The following is a 24,460-nucleotide window of genomic DNA, read 5'->3' on the forward strand; positions in this document are numbered from 1 at the left end:
AATTATTTCCGTTTGTCTGCGGCGCCTACGTCAAATAGCGTAGGTTGGCGCGGCGTGATTCGACTTAGCCTTCGATTCGAAAGGCGTGGATTGCGCGCCGCTAGTCATGCCACGGATCGGGAAGTCATGAAGAAGCTTGCGGTCGACCTGTTGCCCCCTGCCACGGTCGCGGTGATCGTGCTGTTCTGGGCTTTCGCCCCGGCAGCATTGGTGACGAACCCGTGGACCATGGTGGCGGTCACATCGCTGGTGACGGCGTTCGTGCTGGGGCTGGAACTGGTGTTCGAACGCCATCCCGGCTGGCGCATGGACCGGCGCGAGTTTCTGACCGACTTGTTCTACATGGTGCTCAACGCCACCGTGATCTCGCAAGCGAGCCACTTTCTGGCCGAGGAGCCGATCCTTGCGGCCAAGCATTCGCTGGGCATCGCCACGCCTTGGGCAGAGCACATGCCGTTTCTGGCGCAAGTGGCGATGGTGATCTTTCTGGTCGAGTTCGGCCAGTACTGGATGCACCGCCTGATGCACAATTCGACGCCGTTCTGGCTGACCCATGCGCCGCACCACCACATCACGCAGTTGAACGCGATGAAGGGTGCCGTGGGCAACCCGATCGAGCTGTTCCTGATCAGCCTGAGCGTGGTGGCCTTCTTCGACTTCCAGTTGAGCGCCGAACTTTGCGCGTTCAGCGTCACGGCGGCGATTTCCACGTTCAACCATGCCAACGTGCGGTCGGACCCGCCGCTGTTCTATTCGTTCTTCTTCACCACGATCCGGCACCACAGCCTGCACCATTCGGTCCCCTATGAGGACACGCGCTGCAACTATGGCAACTCGCTGATCCTGATCGACCGCATCTTCGGCACCTACAAGGAAGGGGAGGCGTCGATCGTCGGACAGGACGAGCGCAAGCGGCTGTCGATCGTGGAGCAGTGGGTGTTCCCGTTCCGCCCGCTGGTGGCGATGATCAAAGACCGCCGGACAGGTTCGTCCTCACCAATCGGCAACTGAACCGCGCGGCCATCGCCCCGCAAACATTGCTGCAAAAGGCGCAACAAAAAGGCCCGGACCGCTGGTTGAAACAGCGGACCGGGCCTTTTGTCATCCCGCGATGGTTCAGGCGGGAGAGAGCGCCGGTTCGGCGGTGGCGGCGGCCACTTCGGCCACATCACCCAGCACCACGCCGACGCGCTGGTGCAGGCTGGTGGGCACGACTTCCATGATGCGGATTTCGCCATCGGTGGCAGCGCCGCCGGCTTGTTCGATCAGGAACGCCATCGGGTTGCCTTCGTACATCAGGCGCAGCCGCGCCTTGCCCGGGGTGCGGACGTCGGCGGGATAGAGGAACGTGCCGCCGCGCTTGAGCACGCGGTGCACGTCGGCCACCATCGAGCCCGGCCAGCGCATGTTGTAATCCTTGCCCAGCGGACCGTCCGAACCGGCGACGCGGTCGTCGATGAAGCGGGTTACGGTGTCGTTCCACTGGCGGCGGTTGGACATGTTGATCGCGAATTCGCGCGTGCCCTGCGGCAGGCGGATCGGCCCGTCGGTCATCCGCCACGATCCGACTTCGCGGTCGAGCGTGAATTCGTACACGCCGGTGCCGACGGTCAGGACCAGCAGCGTCTGCGGGCCATACAGCGCATAGCCTGCCGCGACTTGTTCGACGCCGGGCTGGAGGAAGTCAGCCTCGGTCACTTCGCGCCCAGCCGCTTCGGCCGGGGCCTTGAGCACCGAGAAGATCGTGCCGACCGACAGGCACACGTCGATGTTGCTGGAACCGTCGATGGGATCGAACAACAGCAGGTATTCGCCCTTGGGATAGCGGTTGGGGATGAGGTGGATGGTCTCCATCTCTTCCGAGGCCATCGCTGCCAAGTGGCCGCCCCATTCGTTCGCGTCGAGCAGCAGTTCGTTGGCGATCACGTCGAGCTTCTTCTGCACTTCGCCCTGCACGTTTTCCTGGCTCAGGCTGCCCAGCACTTCGCCCAGCGCACCCTTCGACACGGCGTGGCCGATGGTCTTGCAGGCGCGGGCGACGGTCTCGATCAACAGGCGCAGTTCGGCGGGGAGCGCGTTTTCGCGCCGCTGTTGTTCGATCAGAAATCGGGTCAGCGTAAGGCGTTGGGTCATCGGCGGCGGTCTCCGGACAGTGTCGGCCATAACAGGATCGGAGCACGGCCAAAGGTGCCCCGTTCGCGCGATAGCACATGTCAGTTGCCCAATCGTGACGCAACCGCATTCGTATGCAATTGGCGCATCCCCAAGCAAGAAGGATGGCGCGGGGCGCTGGCAACCTTGCGGTTTACTTCATCGGGCCGGGCGATATGAAGGCGCTCGCACGTTCCCTACGCGACCACGCGCGGGTCATGCCGCCCCCGACTTCATCATTTTATCGTCCGGAATTGCGCCCATGACCAAGCCCAAGCCCGTTGCAGGCATCACCCGTCGCGCCACCGTTGCCGGTGCTCTGGCCGGGGCGCTCGCCCTTCCGGCAGCCCGTGCCTTTGCTGCCGCCACCCCGCGCCCGGCACGCCAGCCCAACATCCTGTACATCATGGCCGACGACATGGGTTATGCCGACGTGTCGTGCTATGGACGGCGCGAATACCGCACCCCGGCGATCGATGCTCTGGCGGCGCAAGGGCTGCGCTTCACCAGCGCCTATGCCAACAGCGCGGTGTGCACGGCGACGCGGGTCGCGCTGATCACCGGACGCTATCAGTATCGCCTGCCGGTCGGGCTGGAAGAGCCGCTGGCCGGACGCCGCAACGTCGGCCTGCCGACCGACCATCCGACGCTGCCGTCGCTGCTGGCCAAGGCGGGCTATCGCACGTCGCTTGTCGGCAAGTGGCACCTTGGCAGCCTGCCCGATTTCGATCCGCTTAAAAGCGGGTACGCGCATTTCTGGGGCATCCGCAGCGGCGCGGTCGACTACTTCAGCCACAAGGGCAGCGACGGCAAGCCCGACTTGTGGGACGGCGCGACGGCGGTCGATCAGGCGGGCTACCTGACCGACATGCTGGGCGATCGCGCGATCGCCGAGATCGGCGCGGGCGCGAAGGAGGGACGGCCCTGGTTCCTCAGCCTGCATTTCACCGCGCCGCACTGGCCATGGGAAACCCCTGAGGATCAGGCCGAATCTGCCCGCCTTGGCGCGCGCAAGGATCCCGAAGCGCTGATGCATTTCGATGGTGGTACCGCTGCGACGTATGCCGCGATGGTCCAGCGGCTGGACTTGCAGATCGGCCGCATCCTTGCCGCGCTAAAGGCCAGCGGGCAGGAGGACGATACCATCGTCGTGTTCACCAGCGACAATGGCGGCGAACGCTTTTCCGACACCGGACCGTTTACCGGGCGCAAGACCGAACTGCTGGAGGGCGGCTTGCGCATTCCAGCCATCGTGCGCTGGCCGGGCCTGACCCGCGCGGGCGCCACCAGCGACGCGCAGATCATCACCATGGACTGGCTGCCGACGTTCGTTGCCGCTGCCGGAGCCGCGCCCGACGCGGCCCATGCCAGCGACGGCATCGACATCGCCCCGGCCATCGCGGGCGGCACCCTGCCCGAACGCACGCTGTTCTGGCGCTATCGCAACCATGATCAGCAGGCGGCGCGGCGCGGCCAGTGGAAATACCTGAAGATCAACAGCAACACCTTCCTGTTCGACGTGGTCGCCGACTCGCAGGAGCGCGCCAACCTGAAAGAGCGCGAACCGGGCATCTTCCACGAGCTTGCCAGCGCGTGGAGCGCGTGGGACCGCACGATGCTGCCGCTCGATCCGCAGAGCTATACCCATGGCTTCACCGGCAAGGAATTGGCGGACCATTACGGCGTGGGCGACTGATTCGAATTGGCGGGACGTTTCAGGCGGGCCTGTTCAGGCGGGCCTGTTCAGGCAGGACGTTTCAGGCAGGACGTTTCAGGCGGGGATCAGCAGTTCCGCCACCAGTCCGCCAATTTGCGCACCATCCGCATCGGCGCTCGTCAGGTTCAGCGTGATGCCCCAGCCTTCGGCAATGTCGCGGGCGATCGCCAGACCCAGCCCCGATCCGGGCATGGCCGGGTCGAAGCGGGTGCCGATGGCGCAGGCCGTGGCGATCTGTTCGGCGGTCATGCCCGGACCGTCGTCGGCGATGCGCAGCCGTACTTGCGCCGGGTGCCGGTCGATGGTGACGGTCACCGCCGTGCGCGCCCACTTGCCCGCATTGTCGAGCAGGATCGAGAGCAGTTCGGCAAGGTCGACCGGATCGACCGCGACCTTGGCGGTGAAATCGGGCGGAAGCTGCAGGCGGAACAGCTTGTCGCGGTGCAGGCGGCCCATCGCGCTCAGCACCGGGGCGATCACGTCGGGCAACGGGCTGCTGCGTCCCGATGTGCGCGCGGCGGCGCCCGAGCGGGCGCGGGCAAGCTGGTAATCGATCTGCTGCGCCATCGCTTCGGCCTGTTGCAGCAGCACATTGCCTTGCGCGCGGGTCTGCGGATCGCCTGCCAGCGTTTCGGCCTCGTCGGTGATGACCGCCAGCGGGGTGCGCAAGCTGTGCGCCAGATTGCCCGCCTGCACCCGGCTGCGCTCGATGATCGCGCGGTTTTCGGCGACATAGGCGTTCAGATCGCTGACCAGCGGCGCGATCTCGTCGGGATAGCGTCCTTGCAGCGGCTCGCCCCGGCCGTCGCGCAGCGCGGCCACCGCCAGCACCAGCCGGTCGAGCGGGCGCAGCGCAAACGCGATGGCAAGCAAGCCGGTGCCGATCAGCGCGATCGCCAGCACCACCAGCCACACCGACAGTTCCACGGTGAACCCGGCAATCGCCTGATCCAGATAGCGCTTGTCGGTGGCGATGACGTAATGGATCACGCGACGGTCGGACGTCAGCCGGGTGAAGCCATAGGTTATGGCCGGGCCGGTCGGGCCGCTGTCGACCGCGTGGAACACTTGCGGCGAATGCGCAACGTTGTCGTCCAGCGCGCCACGGGTCAGCGAGCCCGAACGCAAGGTATCGCCCTTGTCGACCGTCACTTGCCAATAGAACCCGCCCAGCGGCTCAAGAAAGCGCGGGTCGGACAGCGGCCGCATCAACCGCAGGTGCCCATCGCCCGTCTCCGTGACCAGATCGGCCAGTTCGCGGACGTGGCCGTACAATTCGTCATGGTATTGCAGTTCGATATGGCGGGCAAAGACGCGGGTGGCCGAGTACCAGATGCCGCCGATGCCGATCGCCACCCACAGCAGGATCGCGCACAGGAAACGCAGGCGCAGACTGCCCGCCTGCCAGCGCTGTCCCGGTGCCGGGTGAGGGTGCGGCCCGCTCATGCGGCAAACCTGTAGCCAAGGCCGCGCACCGTCTCGATCCGGTCGATCCCGACCTTGCGGCGCAGGCGGCTGATCAGCACTTCGACCGCGTTCTGGTGGCGCTCGCTGTCCAAGTCATAGATGTGCTCGATGATCTGGCCTTGCGGCAGGATCTGCCCCGGATGGCGCAGGAACAAGTGCAGCAGGCGGAACTCCATCCGCGTCAGCGTCAGCGGCGCGCCATCCAGTTCGGCGGTGCGGCTCGCCGGATTGAGCCGCAGCCCGCCGCGCTCCAACCAGCTTTCGCCCGGCCCCTGCCGGCGGCGCAGAACCGCGTGCAGCCGCGCCAGCAGTTCCTCGAACCGCACCGGCTTGACCACGAAATCGTCGGCCCCGGCGTTCAGGCCCTGCACTTTTTCCTGCCAGCCGCCGCGCGCGGTCAGGATGATCACCGGCGTCGCCACCCGCCGCGTCCGCCACAGCCGCAACACGTCCATCCCGCTGCCATCGGGCAAGTTGAGATCGAGAACGATGGCGGCAATCTTGTCGAGATCGGGCCAGTCCTCGCCCTCGCTGCGGGTGCGCGCGACATCGACGGCAAAGCCTGCATCGCGCAGCCGTCCGCTCAGCCGCATGGCCAGTTGGGCATCGTCTTCGACCAGAAGGAGGCGCAAGTATGAGTCCTTTTCGCACAACGCACGTTCCAGATGACCTTGGTCGGTGAAACTGACAAGTTCCTGTCAGACTGGCCTTGCAGATGGAGCACCATGAACAACCGTCTTTCCCCGTTGTGCCTGCTGGGTGCGCTGCTCGTCGTGCCCGCGCTGTCGGCCTGTCAGAAGGCGCAGAGCGATGCGGCATCCCTGTCCGCTGCGGCCTCCGCACCCGCCGCAAAGGCCGATCCCGACCGGGTCGTGCTGACCGCGGACCAACGCGCGCGGCTGGGCATCCGGATGGAGACGGCGACAGCGGCCGATGCGGTGCCGGTGGGCACGGTGCCCGGCGTCGTGTCCTTGCCGCCCGAGGCGCGCGTGGCGGTGACCACGCCCTTTGCCGGAACGGTGGTGCAAGTGCTGGTCATTCAGGGGCAGGCAGTGCGCAAGGGCGAGGCGCTGGCCGTCGTCCGCGCGGCAGAAGCGGTGCAATATGGCGCGGCGCTGGCCCGGTCTCAGGCCGAATTGCCGGTGGCTTCGGCCAGCGCGGCGCGGCTGGGCCAGCTTGCCCGCGAAGGGATCATCGCCCCGGCCCGCGCCGACGAAGCGCGCGCCGTGCTGCGCGCCACGCAGGCGACCGTCGCCGAAAATCGCCGCCTGCTGGCGCTGGGCGGAGCCGGGAGCAACGGCACCATCACCTTGCGCGCGCCGATCAGTGGCCGGGTGGCCAGCGTCGGCGTCGATACCGGCGGCGCGGTGGGCATGGGCCCTGCGCCGTTCATCGTCGAGAACACCAGCGCGTTGCGGCTCGATCTGCAAGTGCCCGAGCGGCTGGCCGGGCAAGTTCGCGCTGGCATGCCTCTCAGCGTCGTTCAGGACGGCCACAGCGTGCGCGGAACGATTTTGGCGGTCACCGGGTCGCTCGACCCGCTGACGCGCTCTCTGACCGCCAGAGCGAGCTTGCCGCCGGGAACCGCCTTCGTGCCGGGCAAGGGCGTGCAGGTGACGATTGCCGGGGCGCCGGCAAAGGGCAGCGGTATCGCCGTGCCGACCAGCGCGGTCACCCATACCGATGCAGGCGACGTGGTGTTCGTCGATGACGGCAACAACCTGCGCCGGGTAAGGGTGGTGGTCGCAGGCGAACTCGACGGGCACAGCATCGTGCGGGCAGGGAGTGCCACCGGAGGCGCCCCCGGAGGTGCCAGCGCGGGATTGCGCGCGGGTGATCGCGTGGTCAGCGCGGGCATCGCCGAACTCAAAGCCATCGGTCAGGGACAGTAACGATGCTGCGCAGACTGGTCGAACGCGCGCTGGCGATGCGGCTGGCGGTGCTGGGAATTGCGCTGGCGCTGGCCGGCGCGGGGGTCTGGGCATTCGTTGGCCTGCCGATCGATGCCTTTCCCGATATCTCGTCCACGCAGGTCAAGATCATCCTCAAGGCCCCCGGCATGACCCCCGAAGAGGTCGAGAGCCGGGTCATCGCCCCGATCGAGACCGAAATGCTGGGCATTCCGCATCAGGACGTGGTGCGCTCGGTCGCCAAGTACGCGATCGCCGACATCACCATCAATTTCGATGACAGCACCGATGTGTACTGGGCGCGCAATCAGGTGGCCGAGCGGCTGGCCGGGGTGATGGGCAACCTGCCCGCCACGGTCAGCGGCGGCATGGCGCCGATCTCCACCCCGCTGTCCGACATGGTCATGTTCACGCTCGAAGGGCCGCAAAGCCTTGCCGAAAAGCGCCGCGTGCTGGACTGGACGATCCGTCCGGCGCTGCGCACGGTGCCCGGCGTGGCCGATGTCAACGCGCTGGGCGGCATGGTCGAAACCTTCGAGGTCGCGCCCGATGCCACCGCGCTGGCGGGCGCGGGGTTGAGCGTGGCCGACCTTGCCAGCGCGATCCAGGCGGGCAACCGCAACGATGGCGCCGGGCGGCTGGTGACGGGCGAGGAAGCGCTGATCGTGCGCGCCACCGGGGCGATCCGCAATGTCGACGATCTGGCCGCCGTGGTGGTGCGTTCCGGGGCGACCGGGATCGTGCGGGTCGGCGATGTCGCGGCCGTGCGCATCGGTGCGCTCACCCGCTATGGCGCGGTCACCCGCAACGGTCGGGGCGAGGCGGTCGAAGGACTGGTCATGGCGCTGCGCGGAGCCGATGCCTCCAAGGTCGTGGCCGGGGTCAAGGCGCGGCTCGACGAGATCGCGCCCAGCCTGCCTGCGGGCATGAAGCTCGACATCTTTTACGACCGTTCGGACCTGATCGGGCATGCCGTGGGCACCGTCGAGGAAGCGCTGCTCGAAGCCACGCTGCTGGTGGTCGTGCTGCTGCTGCTGTTCCTTGGCGATGTGCGGGCCTCGGTGATCGTCGCGCTGGCGCTGCCGATGGCGGCGCTGCTGACCTTCATCTTCATGCGCGCCATCGGCATCACCGCCAACCTGATGAGCCTTGGCGGCCTTGCCATCGCGGTCGGCATGCTGGTCGATGGCGCGGTGGTGGTGGTCGAAAACGTGGTCGAGCGGCTGAGCGATCCGCGCCGGGCGGCAGCGGGCAAGCTGCACGCCGTGCTGGCCGCCGCTGCCGAAGTCGCAACGCCTGTCGCCTCGGGCATGGCGATCATCGCGCTGGTGTTCCTGCCGCTGCTGACGTTGCAGGGGCTCGAAGGCAAGCTGTTCTCGCCGGTTGCGCTAACGATCGTGCTGGCGCTGCTTTCGGCGCTGGTGCTTTCGCTGACGCTCGTGCCAGTGCTGGCGTTCTATGTGCTGAAAGTGAAGCCCGATGCGGATGGTCATCATCACGAACCGTGGCTGATGCGGCAGTTGAACCCGCGCTATGCCGCGCTGCTGGCGGGGGCATTCGTGCGTCAGCGGCTGGTGTTCGCCATCGCGGGGCTGTCGCTGGTGCTGACCGGCGTCGCCTATTCCCTTACCGGCAAAACCTTTCTGCCGACGATGGATGAAGGTAGCGTGATCGTGCAGTTGATGAAGCTGCCGTCGATCTCGCTGCCGCACAGCCTTGACGGCGACATGAAAGTGCAGCGCGCGATCCTGGCCAAAGTGCCCGAAGTGACCGACGTGATCGCGCGGACCGGGTCGGACGAGCTGGGGCTCGATCCGATGGGCCTGAACGAGACCGACACGTTCCTGCGGCTCAAGCCCCGGTCCGAATGGCGGGTTGCTGACAAGGACTGGCTGGTCGAACAGATCCGCCTTGCACTGGCCGATCTGCCGGGCATCCAGACCAGCTTCACCCAGCCGATCGAGATGCGCATTTCCGAAATGCTGACCGGCGCGCGCGGCGATCTGGCGATCCGCATCTTCGGGCCGGACAACGCCGAACTGGCGCGCCTTGCCGGGCAGATCCAGACCCGGCTGAAGGCCATTCCCGGCACCAGCGAGGCGCTGAGCGTGGCCAATGACCGTGTCGATTACCTGCAGGTCGATATCGACCGCGTTGCCGCCGGGCGCGCGGGCATGCCCATCGACCAGTTGCAGGACGCCATGCGCGCCCAGGTCGAAGGCGTGCGGGCGGGGGTGGTGGCCGATGGCCTGCGCCGCGTGCCCATCGTCATCCGTTCCGCCGATGCCGAAACCGGGCAATCGCCCACCGCCTTCGCCGACCAGACGTACCGCTCGCCCACCGGCCAGCTGGTGCGCGCCAGCGACGTGGCGCGGGTGCAGCGCGTGGCCGGGCCGGTCAAGCTGGAGCACGAAAACGGCTCGCGCTTCGCCATGGTGCAGGCGTTCGTGTCGGGGCGCGATCTGGTCGGCTATGTCGATCAGGCCAAGGCCGACATTGCCGCCAACGTCAAGCTGCCCACCGGCTACCGGCTGGTATGGGGCGGACAGTTCGAGAACCAGCAGCGCGCCTCGGCCCGGTTGATGGTGGTGCTGCCGCTGTCGCTGGCGATGATCTTCGTGGTGCTTTACGCCACGCTGGCCAGTGTCAGGGCCTCGGCGCTGATCCTGGTGAACATCCCGTTCGCGCTGGTCGGCGGGATGATCGCGCTGGCGATTTCGGGCGAATATCTGTCGGTTCCGGCCTCGGTCGGGTTCATCGCGCTGCTGGGCATCGCGGTGCTCAACGGTCTGGTCATGGTCAGCTATTTCCGCCAGTTGCGCGAAGGCGGCATGGTGCTGGCCGAAGCGGTGCGACTGGGCGCGCGGCGGCGCCTGCGCCCGGTGCTGATGACCGCCGCGATCGCCGCCTTCGGGCTGGTGCCGCTGCTGTTTGCCACCGGGCCGGGCTCGGAAATCCAGAAGCCGCTGGCGATCGTGGTGATCGGCGGGTTGATCACCTCGACGCTGCTGACGCTGGTGCTGTTGCCGATCCTGTATGAACGGTTCGGAGAAAGCGCCGCCGAACGCGCGGCCGGCGCGCGGGAGAACGCCGATGCGTAAGGCCTTTGTCACCACGCTGGCGGTGTTGGGCGCGCTGTGTCCGCAGGTCGGGCTGGCCGCCGGTGAACCCGCCGAAGCGGGACTGCCCGCGCTTGCCGACGTGACCGCCGCGCTCGATGCGCACCCCGGCATGGCCGCGGCGCTGGCGCGGGTCCGCGCCGCGCAGGGTGAGGCCGATGCTCTGGCGCGCGGCCCCCACGAACTGACGCTGAGCGGCAGCTACATGCGGCGCAACGTCCGCAACGAAGGCCAGTTCAGCGAGTATGAGGCGCAAGTGACGCGCCCCGTCCGCCTGCCGGGCAAGGCCGCGCTCGACCGCACGATCGGGGCGCAAGGGCTGGCCTATGCCAGCAACATGGCCGAGGACGCGCGCCACCATACCGCGCTGCGGCTGGCGCAGGCGTGGTGGGACTGGCTTGGTTGTGCGCAGGAGGCCCGGGTCGACGCCCAGGCGGCGGTCAACCTGCAGGCGCTGCTGTCGAGCGTGCAGCGCCGCGTGCAGTTGCGCGATGCCGCGCAGATCGAGGCGGATCAGGCGGCGGCGGCGCTGGCCACGGCGCTTGCGCAGGCCGAACGCTCCGCCGGGCGCGAGGCGGTGGCGCATGCGCGGCTGGCGGCGCAGTTTCCCGGCCTGCCGCTGCCCGCCCGCGCGCAAGATTTGCCCGATCCGCAGATTCCGGCGGGTGGCTTGCAGTTCCTCCACGACAAGATCCTTGGCCGCAGCCACGAGATCGCCGCCGCCGAAGCGCTGGCCAATCAGGCGCAGGCGCAGGCCGACCGCGCGCGCAAGGAACGCACCGCCGATCCCTCGGTGGGTCTGCGCGTCTTTTCCGAAAAGGGCGGGATCGAGCGCGGTGGCGGGCTGGTGTTCTCGCTGCCGCTGGGCGGTGGCTATCGCTCGGCGCTGGCCGAGCGTGCCAGCGCGCAGGCAAGTGCCGCGCAGGCCGATCTGCAGGCGGTGCGGCTGGACATCGTCGAGACCGCCGACGCCGATCTGGCCGAAGCCGAAGCGGCTTATGCGGCGTGGGGCAGGGCGCGGGCGGCGCGCGATGCGCAGGACGCCGCCTTGCAAAAGGCGCGGCGCGGGCACCAGTTGGGCGAGATCGATCTGGCCGCCGTGCTGCTGGCCGAACGGCAGATGCAGGATGCGCTGCGCACCGAAAGCGTCGCGCGGGCAGACGCGCAGCGCGCCATCACCCGCCTGCGGATCGATGCGCACGAATTGTGGATCGGAGACGATGAGGCCCCCGAAGCGGTGAAGTAGGGCCGACCTCGGGCGTGATGCCGGGCCAGCGATGCCGGGCCAGCGATGACGAACATGCCTAACGATGTGTTGCAGCGGGTGAAACGACCGTGTGGACAGGCCTTCGCACCTTACGCTTAACCCTCTAATACTTTGGGTCAAATTGTGCCAGAACGCAGGTGCAATCGGTCGGGCTCGTGCTATGCCGCGTGATGCGCTGCACGGTGCTGGAGAGGAAAAGACAGGTCATGGTCTTGCGCTTGGCTGCCCGGACAAGGGCGGCATGGTTGATTTTGCCGTTGCTCGGAGCAGCGAGCGCGAGCGCCAATGCGCATGCAGCCGAGGCTGGGGCTGAGGCTGGAGACGCCGCGCCGCAGATCCTTGTCGTCGCCACGCCGTTGGGGCGCGATGCGGACCCGGTCGCCGATGCCGACACAATGCGTCGCACCAACGCCGTGTCGCTGGCCGACCAGTTGGCGCGCACCGCGCCGGGGGTCAGCATCAACGAAGTGCAGGGCAATCCGCTGCAACAGGACATCGCCTATCGCGGGTTCACCGCCTCGCCCTTGCTGGGCACGCCGCAAGGGCTGTCGGTCTGGCTCGACGGGGTGCGCATCAACCAGCCGTTCGGCGATGTGGTTTCGTGGGACGTGATCCCGCTGGCGGCGGTGCGGCAGGTGTCGGTGGTGTCGGGCGCCGCGCCGCAGTTCGGCCGCAACGCGCTGGGCGGCGCGGTGGTGCTGACGACCAAGGACGGGCGCAGCGACCCCGGACTGCGCGCCGAGGCGTCGGGCGGATCGTTCGGCCGGATCACCGCCAGCGTTCAGGCAGGCGGCGTGACCACCGGTGGCTTCGACTGGTTTGCCGCGGTCGATCACTTCCGCGAGGACGGCTGGCGCGCGTTGTCGGCATCGCGCGCGACGCGGGCCTTTGCCAAATTGGGCTGGAGCGATGCACGCGGCGACGTGGCGCTGACCGGGCTCTATGGCCGGAGCACGCTCAACGGCAACGGATTACAGGACGTGCGACTGCTCGCCGCCGACCAGGCGAGCATCTACACCGCGCCCGACACCACCCGCAACGACAGCGGCATGGTCACGCTCACCGCGCATCGCACGCTGTCGGAAGGCGTGACGCTCAGCGGCAATGGGTTCTGGCGGGGCAGTCTGGCGCGCACGCTGAACGGCGACATCAACGATGATTCGCTGGGGCAGGATCTCTATCAGCCCGACGACGAAGAACAGGCCGCGCTCACCGCAGCGGGCTATCACGGGTTTCCGCTGGCAGGTGAAACGCAAGGCAACACCGCGTTCCCCAAGTGGCGCTGCATCGCGGCGATCCGGTTGAATTCCGAACCGAACGAGGTGTGCAACGGCTTGCTCAACGCCTCGCGCACCCGGCAGGATGAATGGGGCGGATCGCTCGAACTGGCGGTTGCGGGGCAAATCGGCGCGATCGAGCAGCGGCTGACGCTGGGCGCGGCGTTTGTTTCCAGCCGCGCCGACTTTGGCCAGACATCGCGGTTCGGCTATCTGCTGCCCGATCGCACCGTGGCGACGGTCGATGGGCCGGGCGCCTTTGCCGATGGCACGCAGGCTTCGGACGAAGCGTTCGACGCGCGGGTCGATCTTCACGCGCGGACCACCAGTCTCGGTCTTTATGCGCTGGAAAGCGCGGCGCTGACCAGGACGCTCAGGCTCGATCTGGCCGGGCGCTATGATCGCACGCAAGTTCACAACCGCGACCGCATCACGCCGGGCGGCGGCACCGGCTCGCTCGACAGCGATCCGGTCTATGCCCGGTTCAATCCGTCCGCGGCGCTTTCCTGGCAACCGGGCGAGGGGATCGACCTTGCGCTGGCGTGGTCGCAGGCCAGCCGTGCGCCATCGGCCATCGAACTGGGCTGTTCCGATCCGGCCAGCCCTTGTCGCCTGCCCAACGCGCTGGCGGGCGACCCGCCGCTGCGGCAGGTCATCGCGCATACCGTCGAACTGCGCGCCGGCCTGCATGGCAAGCGCTGGTCGCTGGGCGCCACGCTGTTCCGCACCGATGCTGCCGACGATATCCTGTTCGTTACCGACAACCCGTCCGGCTACGGCTATTTCCGCAACTTCGGCAAGACCCGCAGGCAAGGCTTGGAACTGCGCGGCAGTGTCGCGCGCGGCGCCTTCACGCTGGCGGCCAGCTATACCCTGCTCGACGCCACCTATCGTTCGGGCGAGGTCGTTGGCGGATCGGGCAACAGCAGCAACGATGCCACAGAACCGGGGCTCGACGGGTCGATCACGATCGCGCCCGGCGATGCGATACCGCTGGTGCCGCGCCATCTGGGCAAAGTGCAGCTCGGCTGGCAGGCGACGCCGGCATTGGCTCTCTCGCTTGATCTGACGGCGGCATCGGGCGTGTGGGCGCGCGGCAACGAGAACAACCGCCACCAGCCGGACGGGGTCCATTACCTCGGCGCAGGGCGGACCGATGGTTACATGGTCGCCAATCTTGGCGGTGAATGGCAGGTGCAGCGCCGTGCACGACTGTTCTTCACGGTGCGCAACCTGTTCGACGCGGCCTATGCCACCGCCGCGCAACTGGGCGCTACCGGCTTCGACCAGCAGGGGCGCTTCGTGGCGCAACCCTTTGCCGCCAATGCCGCTGGCGAACATCCGCTGCGTTCGTCGACGTTCGTTGCTCCGGGTGCGCCACGTTCGTTTCAGGCGGGAGTTCGCCTGCAGTTCTGATCGCACCTTGCAGTAATGCCGTCCTTGCACGCCCCACTTCCCGAAATAGTCGATTTGGCCTATTGGTAGGGAACTTCGACTGTTCCCGGTGGTTTCAAGCCTTTCCGGGTGGAAGGGGCAATACCATGTGGCTGCTTGATCGCTTTTTGCGGGGTGCGATTCGCACCGGTCATTTGCGGGTTACCGATACCGACGGTCGGGTTTACGACTACGGTACTGGGCAGGGCGAGCCGGTGCACTTGCGGTTTGTCGACAAGCGCGCTGCGGGCCACATCGCGCGCCACCCGGCCCTTGGCGCGGGTGAGGCCTATATGCGCGGTTGGATGGTGGTGGAACCGCCGCACGATATCCGCGATCTGGTCCTGCTGGTCAGCGCGCAGGCCAATGCGGCCAACAAGCACATGGAAGCCCCCGGTGTGCTGTCACGCACCGCCGACCGGGCCGCATGGTGGCTGGATCAGTTCAACCACCGCACCCGCGCCAGCCGCAACGTCCGCCACCACTATGACCTGACCCGCGAATTCTACGAGCTGTTCCTCGACGAGGACCGGCAATACACGATGGCCTACTTCGCCGACGACAAAGTGCGGCTGGAGCGCGCGCAACTGGAAAAGAAGGCGCTGATCGCCGCCAAGCTCAACCTGCCGCGCGATGCCGACGGGTTCCGCGTGCTCGATATCGGCTGCGGGTGGGGCGGCCTCGCGCTCTATCTCAACCGGCACTACGGGTGCGAGGTGCTGGGCGTTTCGCTCGCCCCTGATCAGGTCAAGTTCGCGCAGGAACGCGCCGAGGCGGCGGGCGTGGCCGACAAAGTGCGTTTCGAACTGATCGATTATCGCGACGTGCGCGGATCGTTCGACCGGATCACCAGCGTGGGCATGATCGAGCATGTCGGCGCGCGCCATTTCGGCGAATACTTCGGCCGCACCTTCGATCTGCTGGCCGATGACGGGGTGATGCTCACCCACACCATCGGGCGCACGCGCGGGCCGGGCAGCACCGATGCGTGGACGCGCAAATACATCTTCCCCGGAGGCTATATCCCGGCGATGAGCGAACTGGTCGGCGCCATCGAGCGCACCGGCTGGCAGGTCGGTGACGTCGAGGTGCTGCGCTTTCATTATGCGCTGACGCTGGCCGAATGGTATCGCCGCACCACCTTGCACGCCGAGCAGATCACCAAGCTGTATGATGCCGAACTGCTGCGCATGTGGCAGTTCTATCTGGCCGGGGCCGAGCAGGCGTTCCGCAACGGCAATCTGGTCAACTTCCATATCCAGAGCGTCAAGCGGCAGGCGGTCTTGCCAAGGACGCGTGACAGCATCGCGCGCGAGATGAATCGCCTGCTCGATCTGGAGGCCGCGCCGCAATGGCATCTGGCCCTGCACGAAGCGTGAAGGCCCGGATCGGGCGGAGCGCGATGACAAGGGTCGGAGGCCCTTTGCCTCAGGCAAAGCGCTGCACCATCCGTGCGATATCGTCAGAAGCTGGCTGAAGAAACCACCCTCCCGGCCGATGCCGGGAGAGCAAGTGGTGCCCAGAAGAGGACCCGCATCGAATAATTTTTTCTGTGTTATAACAGCAACATAGACGATGTGGTTTTTGCGAAGGCCCGCACAAAAGCCCGCATTTCGGTGTGGTTTAGAGGTTCGAGTCTTTTGCTAGGACTCGAATCTTCAAAAAATGGCGGATTTCCGCCATTTTTGCACCGTGAACAAAAGCAGAAAATCTAGCCTTGTAGGGACCGAAAGGCCCGCAGAAAACCGTTCATGAAGCGTTCCAACTTGGCCCGCGTACTCTCAGGCGATCTCGTCCAACACGCGATTGGAATGGATAGTCTGGCGGCTGTGATCGGCAGGCCTGGCCCAATTACCTACGCCGGGGTGAGAGCCCCAGAAAACGATGCGGGGTCCAGGCCTGCCCCTCCGTCAGGAGGAACTTGTCATGTGCGAGCCGGGTCAAAGGAGGATCCAGACTTCCACATGTGAAGCATGACGACCGCCAGCTTTCGAGCCACAGCAACCCTGGCTTTCGACAAGCCTACTTTCTTCCTCAGTGTCAGCCCCCATGCCTGCAGTGCGCTTTCCGTCTTTGTCGAGCACAGCAAGACGGTGGCAGCCGAAACCAGGTGAGTCCGCGTGAGCTTGCTACCGAACCTGCTGATCCGGCCGACCCGGGCGAGAACGCCCGACTGATGGATTGTTGGGGTCAATCCGAAATAGGGGCCAACATCGCGGGTTCGCTGAAAGCGCGACGGATCGCCGATGGCGCTGTAAAAGGACAAGGCGGTGATTGGACCGACGCCAGGGACGGTCATGAGGTTTGAACAAACCGGATGAGCAAGAGCTGCCGCACGGAGCCGCTTGTCCATTCCTGCAATATGCGAACGAAGGTTTTCCGCAATCGAAATGAGCGGCCGGACGTCGGCATCGACATCGAGCCCGTCCGCCCGCAGAATTTCCAGCTGATCTTCGATGCCGCTCGCGAGCCTGCCAACCCCGCTGCTCGTCTTCAGCTTTCCTCCGTGCAAACGGACGATGGACTGAACCAGGGCGTCGATCTTCATGCGCTGCTGAATGAGGTTCTTGCGGACATTGAGGAGGCTGCGCAAGTTCTGACAGTCGAGTGGCTTTACGAAGACCTCTGCCCCGATGGTGCGTCCGACGCGGCCGAGCTCCGCAAGCCCTCTCGCATCGTTGGAGTCAGTCTTCTGCCGCCGGATAGCGAGGAACTTGGAGGCACGACGAACCTCAGCGACATAGACGGGAAAGCCCTGAGCCTGGAGTTCACGCACCATGTGAGTGCCTACGCCCGCTTCGATGGTGATGCGCTGCACCGCTTCGACACCAAATGGGCGCAGGATATCCTTTATCTGGCCAGCATGCGTTTCTCGTTTTCCTTCGAACAGGATTTCACCGAATTCGTCGATGAGGCACACTGCTGTTTCCGCAACTCCGGTATCCAAACCAACCCAGTACCTCCGACCTGCCAACACTATCCTCCATGAAAACATAGCATTTTGGCGCGGCGTCATTTAATCTCGCGGCAGGAGCCCTGCAAACTTCCGACGTCCGCAAACCAATGTGAGGGTAGCAATCGGAAATGGATTCGCCGAATGGGATTGCTCCTTCGAATTACGAAACATGTTCTAGGAAATCGTAGGAATGGCCAAGCTCGATCCTCGCCGCGCGCTCGACGAGCTAATCAAGGAACGGGGCGAATCTTATTCGTCAGTCTCGCGCCTGCTGAGCCGGAATGCGGCCTACATCCAACAGTTCATCAAGCGGGGTAGCCCGGCGCATCTCGACGACAGCGACATCGCGCAGCTGTCGGTTCATTTTGGCGTCCCCGCCGCTGTCTTTGGCGGAGACGAGGTTCCGGAAAGCGCGGGGCTATCGACGATTGCGATCCCGGTTCTTGGCGCCACCGATGCTGACGATAGCCTTGGGCGTGTCCGTCTGGTCGACGAGGCATGGCTGCGCAGTCTCAGTCACAAGCCGACGGGAGTTTCGATCGTCAGAATCGAAGGCGACGCGATGTATCCGACATTGCGGGATGGCGATGAGGTGCTGATTCAGCGCTATCTCGCCAACGAAAATCCTCGCGACGGACTCTACGTCATCCGAGCCGATACCGGATTGCTGGTACGAAGGATCGCGCTCGAACCGGCGCGAAACCGCATCGCCGTACTGACTGACAATCCAAACTATCCCAACTGGGATGGACTAATCAGAAACGCGATACAGATCGTAGGGCGCGTCATCTGGATCGGCATGCAGCTAGCGTGAATCCGCCGGCTCGAGCGTTGCCCCGTCAGAGCGAGGCGCACGACCGCTCAATCCTCGGCGCCGGTTGACCACTTGAGGCGGATCTTCAGGCCATTCAAATGGGTCCAAGGCAAGATGCCGCTGTGTTGAAGCATGCCGACGACAATGCCTGGCGCGATACCCTGGCTGTCAGCAAAGTCGAGAACCGCCCGTTCGCTGCGCGGTTCGGTTGCGACGAACTGTCTCCACGCGGAAGTCGGAACGAGAGTGTTGCAGGCCCATGCATCGGCCTCCTTTTCCTCGTCGGTGCCATCGCGCGACTTGTCATCGACGAAAACGTTCTTCTTGCTGTGGAGCAGAATGTGCGCGGCTTCGTGAAAGAAGCTGAACCACAAATGGTCGTCTGATTTATGGCGTGCACTGAGCTGGATCACGGGCTTACGAGGCGAAATCCACCATGCGGCGCCACTAAGCGCGGTCTTTGCAAGCGGCGGCACTAAAGCGACTGCGACACCGGCCTCGTTGCAGAGCGCGCGCACAAGGGGAACGGCTCGCTCGACGGGTTCACGCGTGAGGGCACGGATCTGCTTCAACGCCAGCTTGAACTGCGTTTCGCTATAATCTGCACACTCCTGCTGCTCCGCATCGAGTTCGCCGAGACGCAGCCAGGTCGCGAGCGCAACTTCATTGCTTTTGAACGACGGTGAGTGCCGATAGGCAACCTTCGCCAAGCCGTACTGGCTATTCCAAGCGTCGAGCGATCCTACGCCGAAGAACGCAAGCAGCTTCGAGACCGCGTCGACGGGATTGACGGGCTTTGGGAAGCAGCGGCGCTTTACCAAGTCATTGATGGGGAATGTCTTCGACCAGGCGATAGCGTCCTTTGCCCGTGCTGCGTCAGCCTCACGGGCTCGATGGAGCTGGTAACCGGACTCGATCGAGAGCCACAGATCGGCGTCAACTCCGAGAACCTTCTCGAACTGGATTGCAGTTTCCGGTTCAAGTGGTGCCTTGCCGGCAATAATCTCGCTGATGAGCTTGGCCGAGCGCCCGCATCGCCGAGCGAACTCAGCTTGTGACATGCCATGGACTTCCAGGCGTTCTTCGAGGATCCAGCCGGGTGGAACGGCATAGTCCGGTCGGAACTGATTGGCTGCGGTCGCCATCGTTGCATTCTCCATCAGTGATAATCGACCACTTCGATGATCGTTATCGCTGTCACCTTGGTTAGATCGATTCCCCCGTCTTCGTTGCGAGGGATTGGATCATGGTTCACTTCAAAAATCAGTCGCTTGGGATGAACCAAGTCGACTGCAAACTGCTCGTCCCGGTGCTCGGTCAGCTGATGCCTTCGTTCGGGAGGCGTAACCGGCACCAGACTCAGGTCGCGCGAAGCACGAAGCACCGTCATGCGCTTCATGATCGCCTTGGCCATGGGTGTCCCATAGGCTTTGAGCAATTCTGCCTGCGCATTGAAGGTCTTCTCGAGCTTGCGCTTTCGAAAATCGATATCCAAGAGAATGGCTCATTTTCGTTACCTAATAGGTAACGCCTTAACGGAGGCTTGCTGATTGCGCAAGGGAGGGTGCGGTCGAGCTATTGCTGACTTGGCGTCGACCCGAGACAGGCGACCTTGCCTCCATGATTACGTCTGTTCGCTTTTCCATCTTAAGGCGTGAATAGGCCTGCCGGCTCCGCATAGCTTTTGATCGTCCGTTCGGGCCGCTCATGCCAGCCGATGTTGAACGCCCAATAGGTCGGAAAGAAATACAGCGTCGAATAAGGCAGATTCTCGTGAATCCATCGCGCCAGGATCCGCCAATCACCTGGCTCCTGATTGTTCGCCCAGAAACTGGGAACGACTACGCAGGCCATCGCCCCCAAGCAGCCTCCGGCGTCAAGGCGATCCCAAATGTGTCCGGCGTAGTTGCTCTCGTTGGACGCGCAGGTGTAGCCAGCCTTCTTCTTGCGCTGCATTTCGTTGCAGAAGCCGTTCACCTCGCACGAGCGGTAAGCCGAGCGGATCGCGATCCGCCCCCACTGATCCTGCAGTGGCTCGAGCAGGTCCTCGCACAGCCGCTTGCCCGCCTTAATGGCTAGGTCCGGGTCATCGGGCGCGTTGTTGAGCCCGTGGACCATGGCCACTTCCGAATAGAGCATGTCACGCATGAAGAAGGATTTCGACAGCTGTACCCGGCCCAATTCCGTGAGCGCAGGAACGGTTCGTGCCGTCCCGAGCCGCTTGATCGCCCCTCCGTTTGGCTCCGCTACCCATCCGATCCGCAGCGCAACGCCGTCGCAGACCTTTGCCGGAGTGATTGCGCCGACTGGCGCATCTGGAAAACCCATGGCCTCGGCAAAGGCCCGGTAGTCGTCAAACCAAGAGCGTTTCGGGCAAAAGCTCTGAACGATCATCGCTGCATCGCGCGCGCAATAGCGTTGGGCTTCGATGACTGCGGAGGCCGTGCGGTGAATGAGTTGGTATCGAATTTTCCCGACCGTCGCCGGATCGAGATCGAGATTTCGGCATAGCCGCTCCAGGCGTGCCGGGCGTGCGGTCGCATCCCCTTTTGCTTCTGAAAGCCACTCCTGGACTGTCGGGCCGAAAGTCTCGTCCACTTTCGCCTCGACGGCCAGAACACCAAGGTGCCTATTAAGACGAAGGATCGCCATGAGGTCGGTCTGACTCGGTCGCTGACCATCACCAAGGTCGACCGGGCGCTCAAAAAACGCATCGACCAATGTAGCTCCCTTGAACGCGGGGTCATGATTGAGAGCCGATTTCACTGAAGGCGGAAGCCCGTTCACAGAAAACCAGAGATCAGCCACCGATTTGGCAGAACGACCTGGCTGCCAATGCGTTGGAGATCCGAGGTGATGGATCACGTCTTCGGGTCGCAATACCGGGACATGCAGGCGGCGGATGGTCGATTCACTTTGCATGGCGCCGAGCTCCTTTTCTTCCAGCATCATGTCAACAGCAGGCAATAGGCTCACGGCCATACGACGAGCTCGCCTTGAGATGTTAAGAGATCCAAAAGGCCAGCGTGCCACATAGAAAGTCGCACGATGTCGGAAGTGAAGATATCCTCGGCGCGCAGGACCGCGAGCGTAAAATAGGGCAATGACACGATCTCACCACACGGACCTAGCGGAACGCTATTTTCTTGAGGACCTCCCCGGCGCCACTCAACTGGGCGCCCGGTTAAACGGGATTCTCTTGAGGATCGATGCAGGCGAGCAGGTGGCCACGCTACAGCGGCAGTTTCTCGCCACGACCGGCCTGCATGCACTCGTCACCTTGACGGACGGTAAGGCAACCCTGGGAGAGTTTCAGGCCGCGGCCGAGCAGGAGCAAGCCGCGCGCATTGAAGAGGCTTCGGTCAAGGCCGTGAAGGATGCGGCAGAATTGGCGGAACGCGCTGATGCCAGAGCCGCTGCGGTCAAGGCAACCTTCGCCGCCATGGCTAATGACCCCGCCCTCCGTCGAAATCGAGAGGCCAAGGAACTGCGGCAACGCTTCGGCGTGGGATATATCGAAAGCGAAGATTATCGGCGCGTGATGGCGCTACTCAGGCAGGTCGCCACCGGGCAACGCCTCACTGTCGAGGACCTCGCATGGCTCAAGACCGAGGCCGATTACTGCTGGACCGACGAACTGCAGAGAGCCTGGCATGCGTTGGAAGCCGAAGCCCTGACCAAAGCATGGGAAAGCAGCGGTGATCCCTGGAATGCCGTGAATGCGAGCGGGCATTGGCGTAAGGCTGGTGAACCGGAGCGAGCTTTGCGTCTGACCGACGCGGCCTTGGCAAAGGTCGGATCAAATCCCAAACTTAGGTCGGCCTTGGCGACAACGCGTGGCGGAGCAATGCGTGACCTGCGCCGCCTCGACGAGGCGAAGGCACTGGCAAGCGAAGCGCATCAACTGACCTCAAGCGACTATAGACCATGCACTTTGTTGGGCGCTGTCCACATCGAGCTTGGGGACCTCCCTGCGGGGCACGAATGGTATGCAAAGGCCGAGACCCTAGCACTACTTTGGCAGAAGTTTGGTTGACCTTGCGTTCAAGAGGCATCCGCAGCGAGGACATTGGGGCGGTGGAGAGCGTGACAGGTGGTCAAGAATGGCTTGGCGCACTGCTGGCAGTGTGGGTTGCGGCGGCGGGCCAAGGACTCTTTTTTTTCCGTCCCGCCTGAGCGATCCGGCGGCTTTGGAGGTAGGCATAGGCCATCATGGTCATTAAAGCGTGGCGGTGGAGTCCGGTCCAGGACCGGCCCTCGAAGTGATCCAGGCCGAGCTCTTCCTTGAGTTGCTGATGAGCTTGCTCGCATATCCAGCGCGCTTTGATTGCGCCGGCCAGGTCCTTGACCGGGGTGCCGGCGGGCAGGTTCGAGAGATAGCATTTGCGTTCGCCGTTCGAGCGATGCTCGCCCACCAGCCAGGCTTCCTCCCCCGGCATGTGCTGGGCTCCGGCGGAGCCGATCCGCTGGGGAGCTCCGTCGGCGATGCGCACACGCACGGCGGCAAAGCGTGCGGCTAGGCGTCCCTTCGTTCCCTTGCGCCAACTAACCTGACGCCACTTCGCGGCTTCGAGCATGGTGTGTGCGGCCCGGGATTTGACGTCCGGCACGTGCCGCACCCGGGGCCGCCCGCGACCAGCGACCGGAAAGATCAGTTGCACGTCGGCCGGGTAGATCTTCTGGTGCCGGGGGGATGCCGACGGCCCAGCACAGGCCGCGCTCGCTCAGTGCCTGCCGGAACGGAGCGGACAACCCATAACCGGCATCGGCCAGCACGCAGCCGAAGCGCACCCCGGCCGCGATAACGCGATCGATCTCCTCGATCGCGATCTCTGGCTTCGTGCGATATTCCTGCAAGGAAGCAGGCACGCCGGCCTTGTCCATCCGCCCAACATCGCTCGTCCAGCTTTCCGGTAGGAACAAACGCAAGCTCAGCATGAGTGGAACTTCGCCGGAGGCCAACGTCACTGACACCAGCGTCTGGCAGTTCGCGTTCTTGCCCAGCGCCGTGGCGTATTGGGGTGCGACACCCACTGACGCCTTGCCCTTCTTCGGCAGGGCGGTGTCGTCGATGATCAGCCAAGCGTCGTCACCGCCAACCAGTTCGTCCGCCTGGCTCCACAAGGTCGCTTCCAGCGGGGCGCTGTCCCACAGGCCGGCACCGATGAAATGATGCAGCCGGTCATAAGCGACCGCGTCCGACCGGGCCGCCATGGGCTGAATGCTCTTGCGATCACCCGGCCCAATCAGGCCGGCGATATAGGCCGGACACATCCGACGTCCTGTCTTGTTCCCCAGCCCCTCCAAATACGGGCCAAGCCACCGCTCCAAGCCACCGCTCCAAGTCTGCCTGCCAGTTCTCGCCCATCGCCAGCCTCCGTCAAAGCTGGCTCTCCATGAATCACGCATTCGACGTCAGGGGAATCCCCAAAATCACATTTCTGCCAAAGTAGTGCTAGGCAGATCGGCGATATTCCGCTGGTGTAATGCCTAACACCTTTCTGAATGTTCTGTTCATATGGCTTTGATCGGAGAAACCGCAATCAGCCGCAATCGCTTTCAAAGGCAGATCCCGTTTGAGAAGCAATGCCTTTGCTTTCTTAATTTTTCGTTGAATTACGAATGCATGTGGTGTCACGCCGAATTCGAGCTTGAACCTTCGGGAAAAATGAAACGGGCTTAATCCCGCGATCGATGCCAAATCCTCGAGATGAATTCGATCGCCTAGCGATTCCTCGATGTACTCTGAAACCACCTTCCGCAAATTTGATCCTAAAGTACCAATATGAGTTTCCTTTATTGCAATATCAGCATAGTTTCTGATCAGGTGGACTGCAAGTTGCGTTCGTAATGCATCAATGAAGAGGCACTCGCCTACTCCAAAACCACTGTATTCCTGTTCAAGCATATTTAGACAGAATTGGATCATATTATCCGTCGTACAAACACGGTCTGCAATATCGATGCTCGCGAGGTCCCGGTCAAATATTTGGGCAGCGGTTTCGCTGATCGCACTATGGCCAAGATAGATATGCCTGACGTTGATCGCATCGTCCCATTGCCACGTCGATTGTTCACCCCGTGTGAGCAGGGAAATGGAGCCCGGCCGAAGTTTCTCGGTTTGCCAAGGGCCATTGCAACGACGGCGCATGCTGGTATCGGCGTCTTGATAGACCACGATCATATAATCCCGCATCGGCGGAATCTCGACTTCGAGGCCAGCGTAACGATAACCCATTAATGTTAATCCGCGCCAGCCTTGTGCAGTGCTGTCGATCGTTTTGCGTCCAGGAATCCATTTCGTGATATCTTCTGGCGGAATTAGATCATTCATGGCTCACCCCCCAA

Annotated in this window: 17 protein-coding genes and 1 pseudogene; 9 read left to right on the plus strand and 9 right to left on the minus strand. The window is 64.1% G+C overall.

Annotation, left to right across the window (positions count from 1 at the left end; all coding sequences use genetic code 11):
- Positions 1 to 126 precede the first annotated feature (126 nt).
- Complete coding sequence (locus LDN95_RS17305) at positions 127 to 1,011, plus strand: sterol desaturase family protein (RefSeq protein WP_226018828.1); 885 nt, start codon at positions 127 to 129, stop codon at positions 1,009 to 1,011.
- A gap of 105 nt (positions 1,012 to 1,116) precedes the next feature.
- Here LDN95_RS17305 and LDN95_RS17310 read toward each other — a convergent pair whose 3' ends face one another.
- Positions 1,117 to 2,133, minus strand: coding sequence for a class 1 fructose-bisphosphatase (locus LDN95_RS17310; RefSeq protein WP_226018829.1), 1,017 nt, complete (start codon positions 2,131 to 2,133; stop codon positions 1,117 to 1,119).
- Between the two features lie 280 nt (positions 2,134 to 2,413).
- Here LDN95_RS17310 and LDN95_RS17315 point away from each other — a divergent pair, with 280 nt between their 5' ends.
- On the plus strand, positions 2,414 to 3,847 hold the full coding sequence (locus LDN95_RS17315; protein WP_226018830.1) for a sulfatase: 1,434 nt from the start codon (positions 2,414 to 2,416) through the stop codon (positions 3,845 to 3,847).
- 75 nt (positions 3,848 to 3,922) lie between these two features.
- On the opposite strand, the gene LDN95_RS17320 is transcribed toward LDN95_RS17315, so the two are convergent.
- A complete protein-coding gene (locus tag LDN95_RS17320; RefSeq protein WP_226018831.1) occupies positions 3,923 to 5,314 on the minus strand; it encodes a HAMP domain-containing sensor histidine kinase in 1,392 nt (463 codons plus the stop codon).
- The gene (locus LDN95_RS17325; protein ID WP_226018832.1) at positions 5,311 to 5,967 is read right to left on the minus strand and encodes a response regulator transcription factor; all 657 of its coding nucleotides are present in this window, start codon (positions 5,965 to 5,967) and stop codon (positions 5,311 to 5,313) included. Before LDN95_RS17325 ends, LDN95_RS17320 begins: the two co-directional genes overlap by 4 nt.
- Positions 5,968 to 6,060: 93 nt before the next feature.
- Between LDN95_RS17325 and LDN95_RS17330 the strand changes: the two genes are divergently transcribed.
- The 5 genes from LDN95_RS17330 (at position 6,061) to LDN95_RS17350 (ending at position 15,721) form a co-directional block, all read left to right on the plus strand.
- Positions 6,061 to 7,227 carry an efflux RND transporter periplasmic adaptor subunit gene (locus LDN95_RS17330; RefSeq protein ID WP_226018833.1) on the plus strand — a complete coding sequence of 389 codons (1,167 nt, stop codon included), beginning with the start codon at positions 6,061 to 6,063 and terminating at the stop codon, positions 7,225 to 7,227.
- Between the two features lie 2 nt (positions 7,228 to 7,229).
- Positions 7,230 to 10,346 carry an efflux RND transporter permease subunit gene (locus LDN95_RS17335; protein WP_226018834.1) on the plus strand — a complete coding sequence of 1,039 codons (3,117 nt, stop codon included), beginning with the start codon at positions 7,230 to 7,232 and terminating at the stop codon, positions 10,344 to 10,346.
- Positions 10,339 to 11,610 carry a TolC family protein gene (locus tag LDN95_RS17340; RefSeq protein WP_226018835.1) on the plus strand — a complete coding sequence of 424 codons (1,272 nt, stop codon included), beginning with the start codon at positions 10,339 to 10,341 and terminating at the stop codon, positions 11,608 to 11,610. Before LDN95_RS17335 ends, LDN95_RS17340 begins: the two co-directional genes overlap by 8 nt.
- Before the next feature lie 227 nt (positions 11,611 to 11,837).
- Positions 11,838 to 14,324: a TonB-dependent receptor gene (locus tag LDN95_RS17345; RefSeq protein ID WP_226018836.1), complete on the plus strand. Its 2,487-nt coding sequence runs from the start codon at positions 11,838 to 11,840 to the stop codon at positions 14,322 to 14,324.
- A gap of 125 nt (positions 14,325 to 14,449) precedes the next feature.
- The gene (locus LDN95_RS17350; protein WP_226018837.1) at positions 14,450 to 15,721 is read left to right on the plus strand and encodes a cyclopropane-fatty-acyl-phospholipid synthase family protein; all 1,272 of its coding nucleotides are present in this window, start codon (positions 14,450 to 14,452) and stop codon (positions 15,719 to 15,721) included.
- Between the two features lie 545 nt (positions 15,722 to 16,266).
- Here LDN95_RS17350 and LDN95_RS17355 read toward each other — a convergent pair.
- Positions 16,267 to 17,358 (minus strand): IS110 family transposase, encoded by a 1,092-nt coding sequence (locus tag LDN95_RS17355; protein WP_124809297.1) that lies wholly within the window; start codon positions 17,356 to 17,358, stop codon positions 16,267 to 16,269.
- Between the two features lie 130 nt (positions 17,359 to 17,488).
- Here LDN95_RS17355 and LDN95_RS17360 point away from each other — a divergent pair, with 130 nt between their 5' ends.
- Positions 17,489 to 18,112, plus strand: a complete 624-nt coding sequence (locus tag LDN95_RS17360) for a S24 family peptidase (RefSeq protein WP_124809296.1) — start codon at positions 17,489 to 17,491, stop codon at positions 18,110 to 18,112.
- A gap of 47 nt (positions 18,113 to 18,159) precedes the next feature.
- Here the strand turns inward: LDN95_RS17360 and LDN95_RS17365 are convergent, their stop codons facing one another.
- The 3 genes from LDN95_RS17365 to LDN95_RS17375 all read right to left on the minus strand — a co-directional run bounded on the left by LDN95_RS17365 (position 18,160) and on the right by LDN95_RS17375 (position 21,064).
- The gene (locus LDN95_RS17365; protein WP_164975688.1) at positions 18,160 to 19,257 is read right to left on the minus strand and encodes a HigA family addiction module antitoxin; all 1,098 of its coding nucleotides are present in this window, start codon (positions 19,255 to 19,257) and stop codon (positions 18,160 to 18,162) included.
- Positions 19,258 to 19,271: 14 nt separating this feature from the next.
- Complete coding sequence (locus LDN95_RS17370) at positions 19,272 to 19,607, minus strand: killer suppression protein HigA (RefSeq protein ID WP_124809294.1); 336 nt, start codon at positions 19,605 to 19,607, stop codon at positions 19,272 to 19,274.
- A gap of 152 nt (positions 19,608 to 19,759) precedes the next feature.
- Positions 19,760 to 21,064 carry a hypothetical protein gene (locus tag LDN95_RS17375; protein WP_225011210.1) on the minus strand — a complete coding sequence of 435 codons (1,305 nt, stop codon included), beginning with the start codon at positions 21,062 to 21,064 and terminating at the stop codon, positions 19,760 to 19,762.
- Between the two features lie 247 nt (positions 21,065 to 21,311).
- Here LDN95_RS17375 and LDN95_RS17380 point away from each other — a divergent pair, with 247 nt between their 5' ends.
- Complete coding sequence (locus tag LDN95_RS17380) at positions 21,312 to 22,148, plus strand: hypothetical protein (protein WP_124809293.1); 837 nt, start codon at positions 21,312 to 21,314, stop codon at positions 22,146 to 22,148.
- Positions 22,149 to 22,209: 61 nt separating this feature from the next.
- Here LDN95_RS17380 and LDN95_RS17385 read toward each other — a convergent pair.
- Positions 22,210 to 23,521, minus strand: a pseudogene (locus LDN95_RS17385) (IS701 family transposase).
- A gap of 46 nt (positions 23,522 to 23,567) precedes the next feature.
- On the minus strand, positions 23,568 to 24,446 hold the full coding sequence (locus tag LDN95_RS17390) for a helix-turn-helix domain-containing protein (RefSeq protein ID WP_081663831.1): 879 nt from the start codon (positions 24,444 to 24,446) through the stop codon (positions 23,568 to 23,570).
- Positions 24,447 to 24,460 lie beyond the last annotated feature (14 nt).

Origin of the sequence: Novosphingobium sp. FKTRR1 (assembly GCF_020404405.1) — a bacterium.
Classification (GTDB): Bacteria; Pseudomonadota; Alphaproteobacteria; order Sphingomonadales; family Sphingomonadaceae; genus Novosphingobium.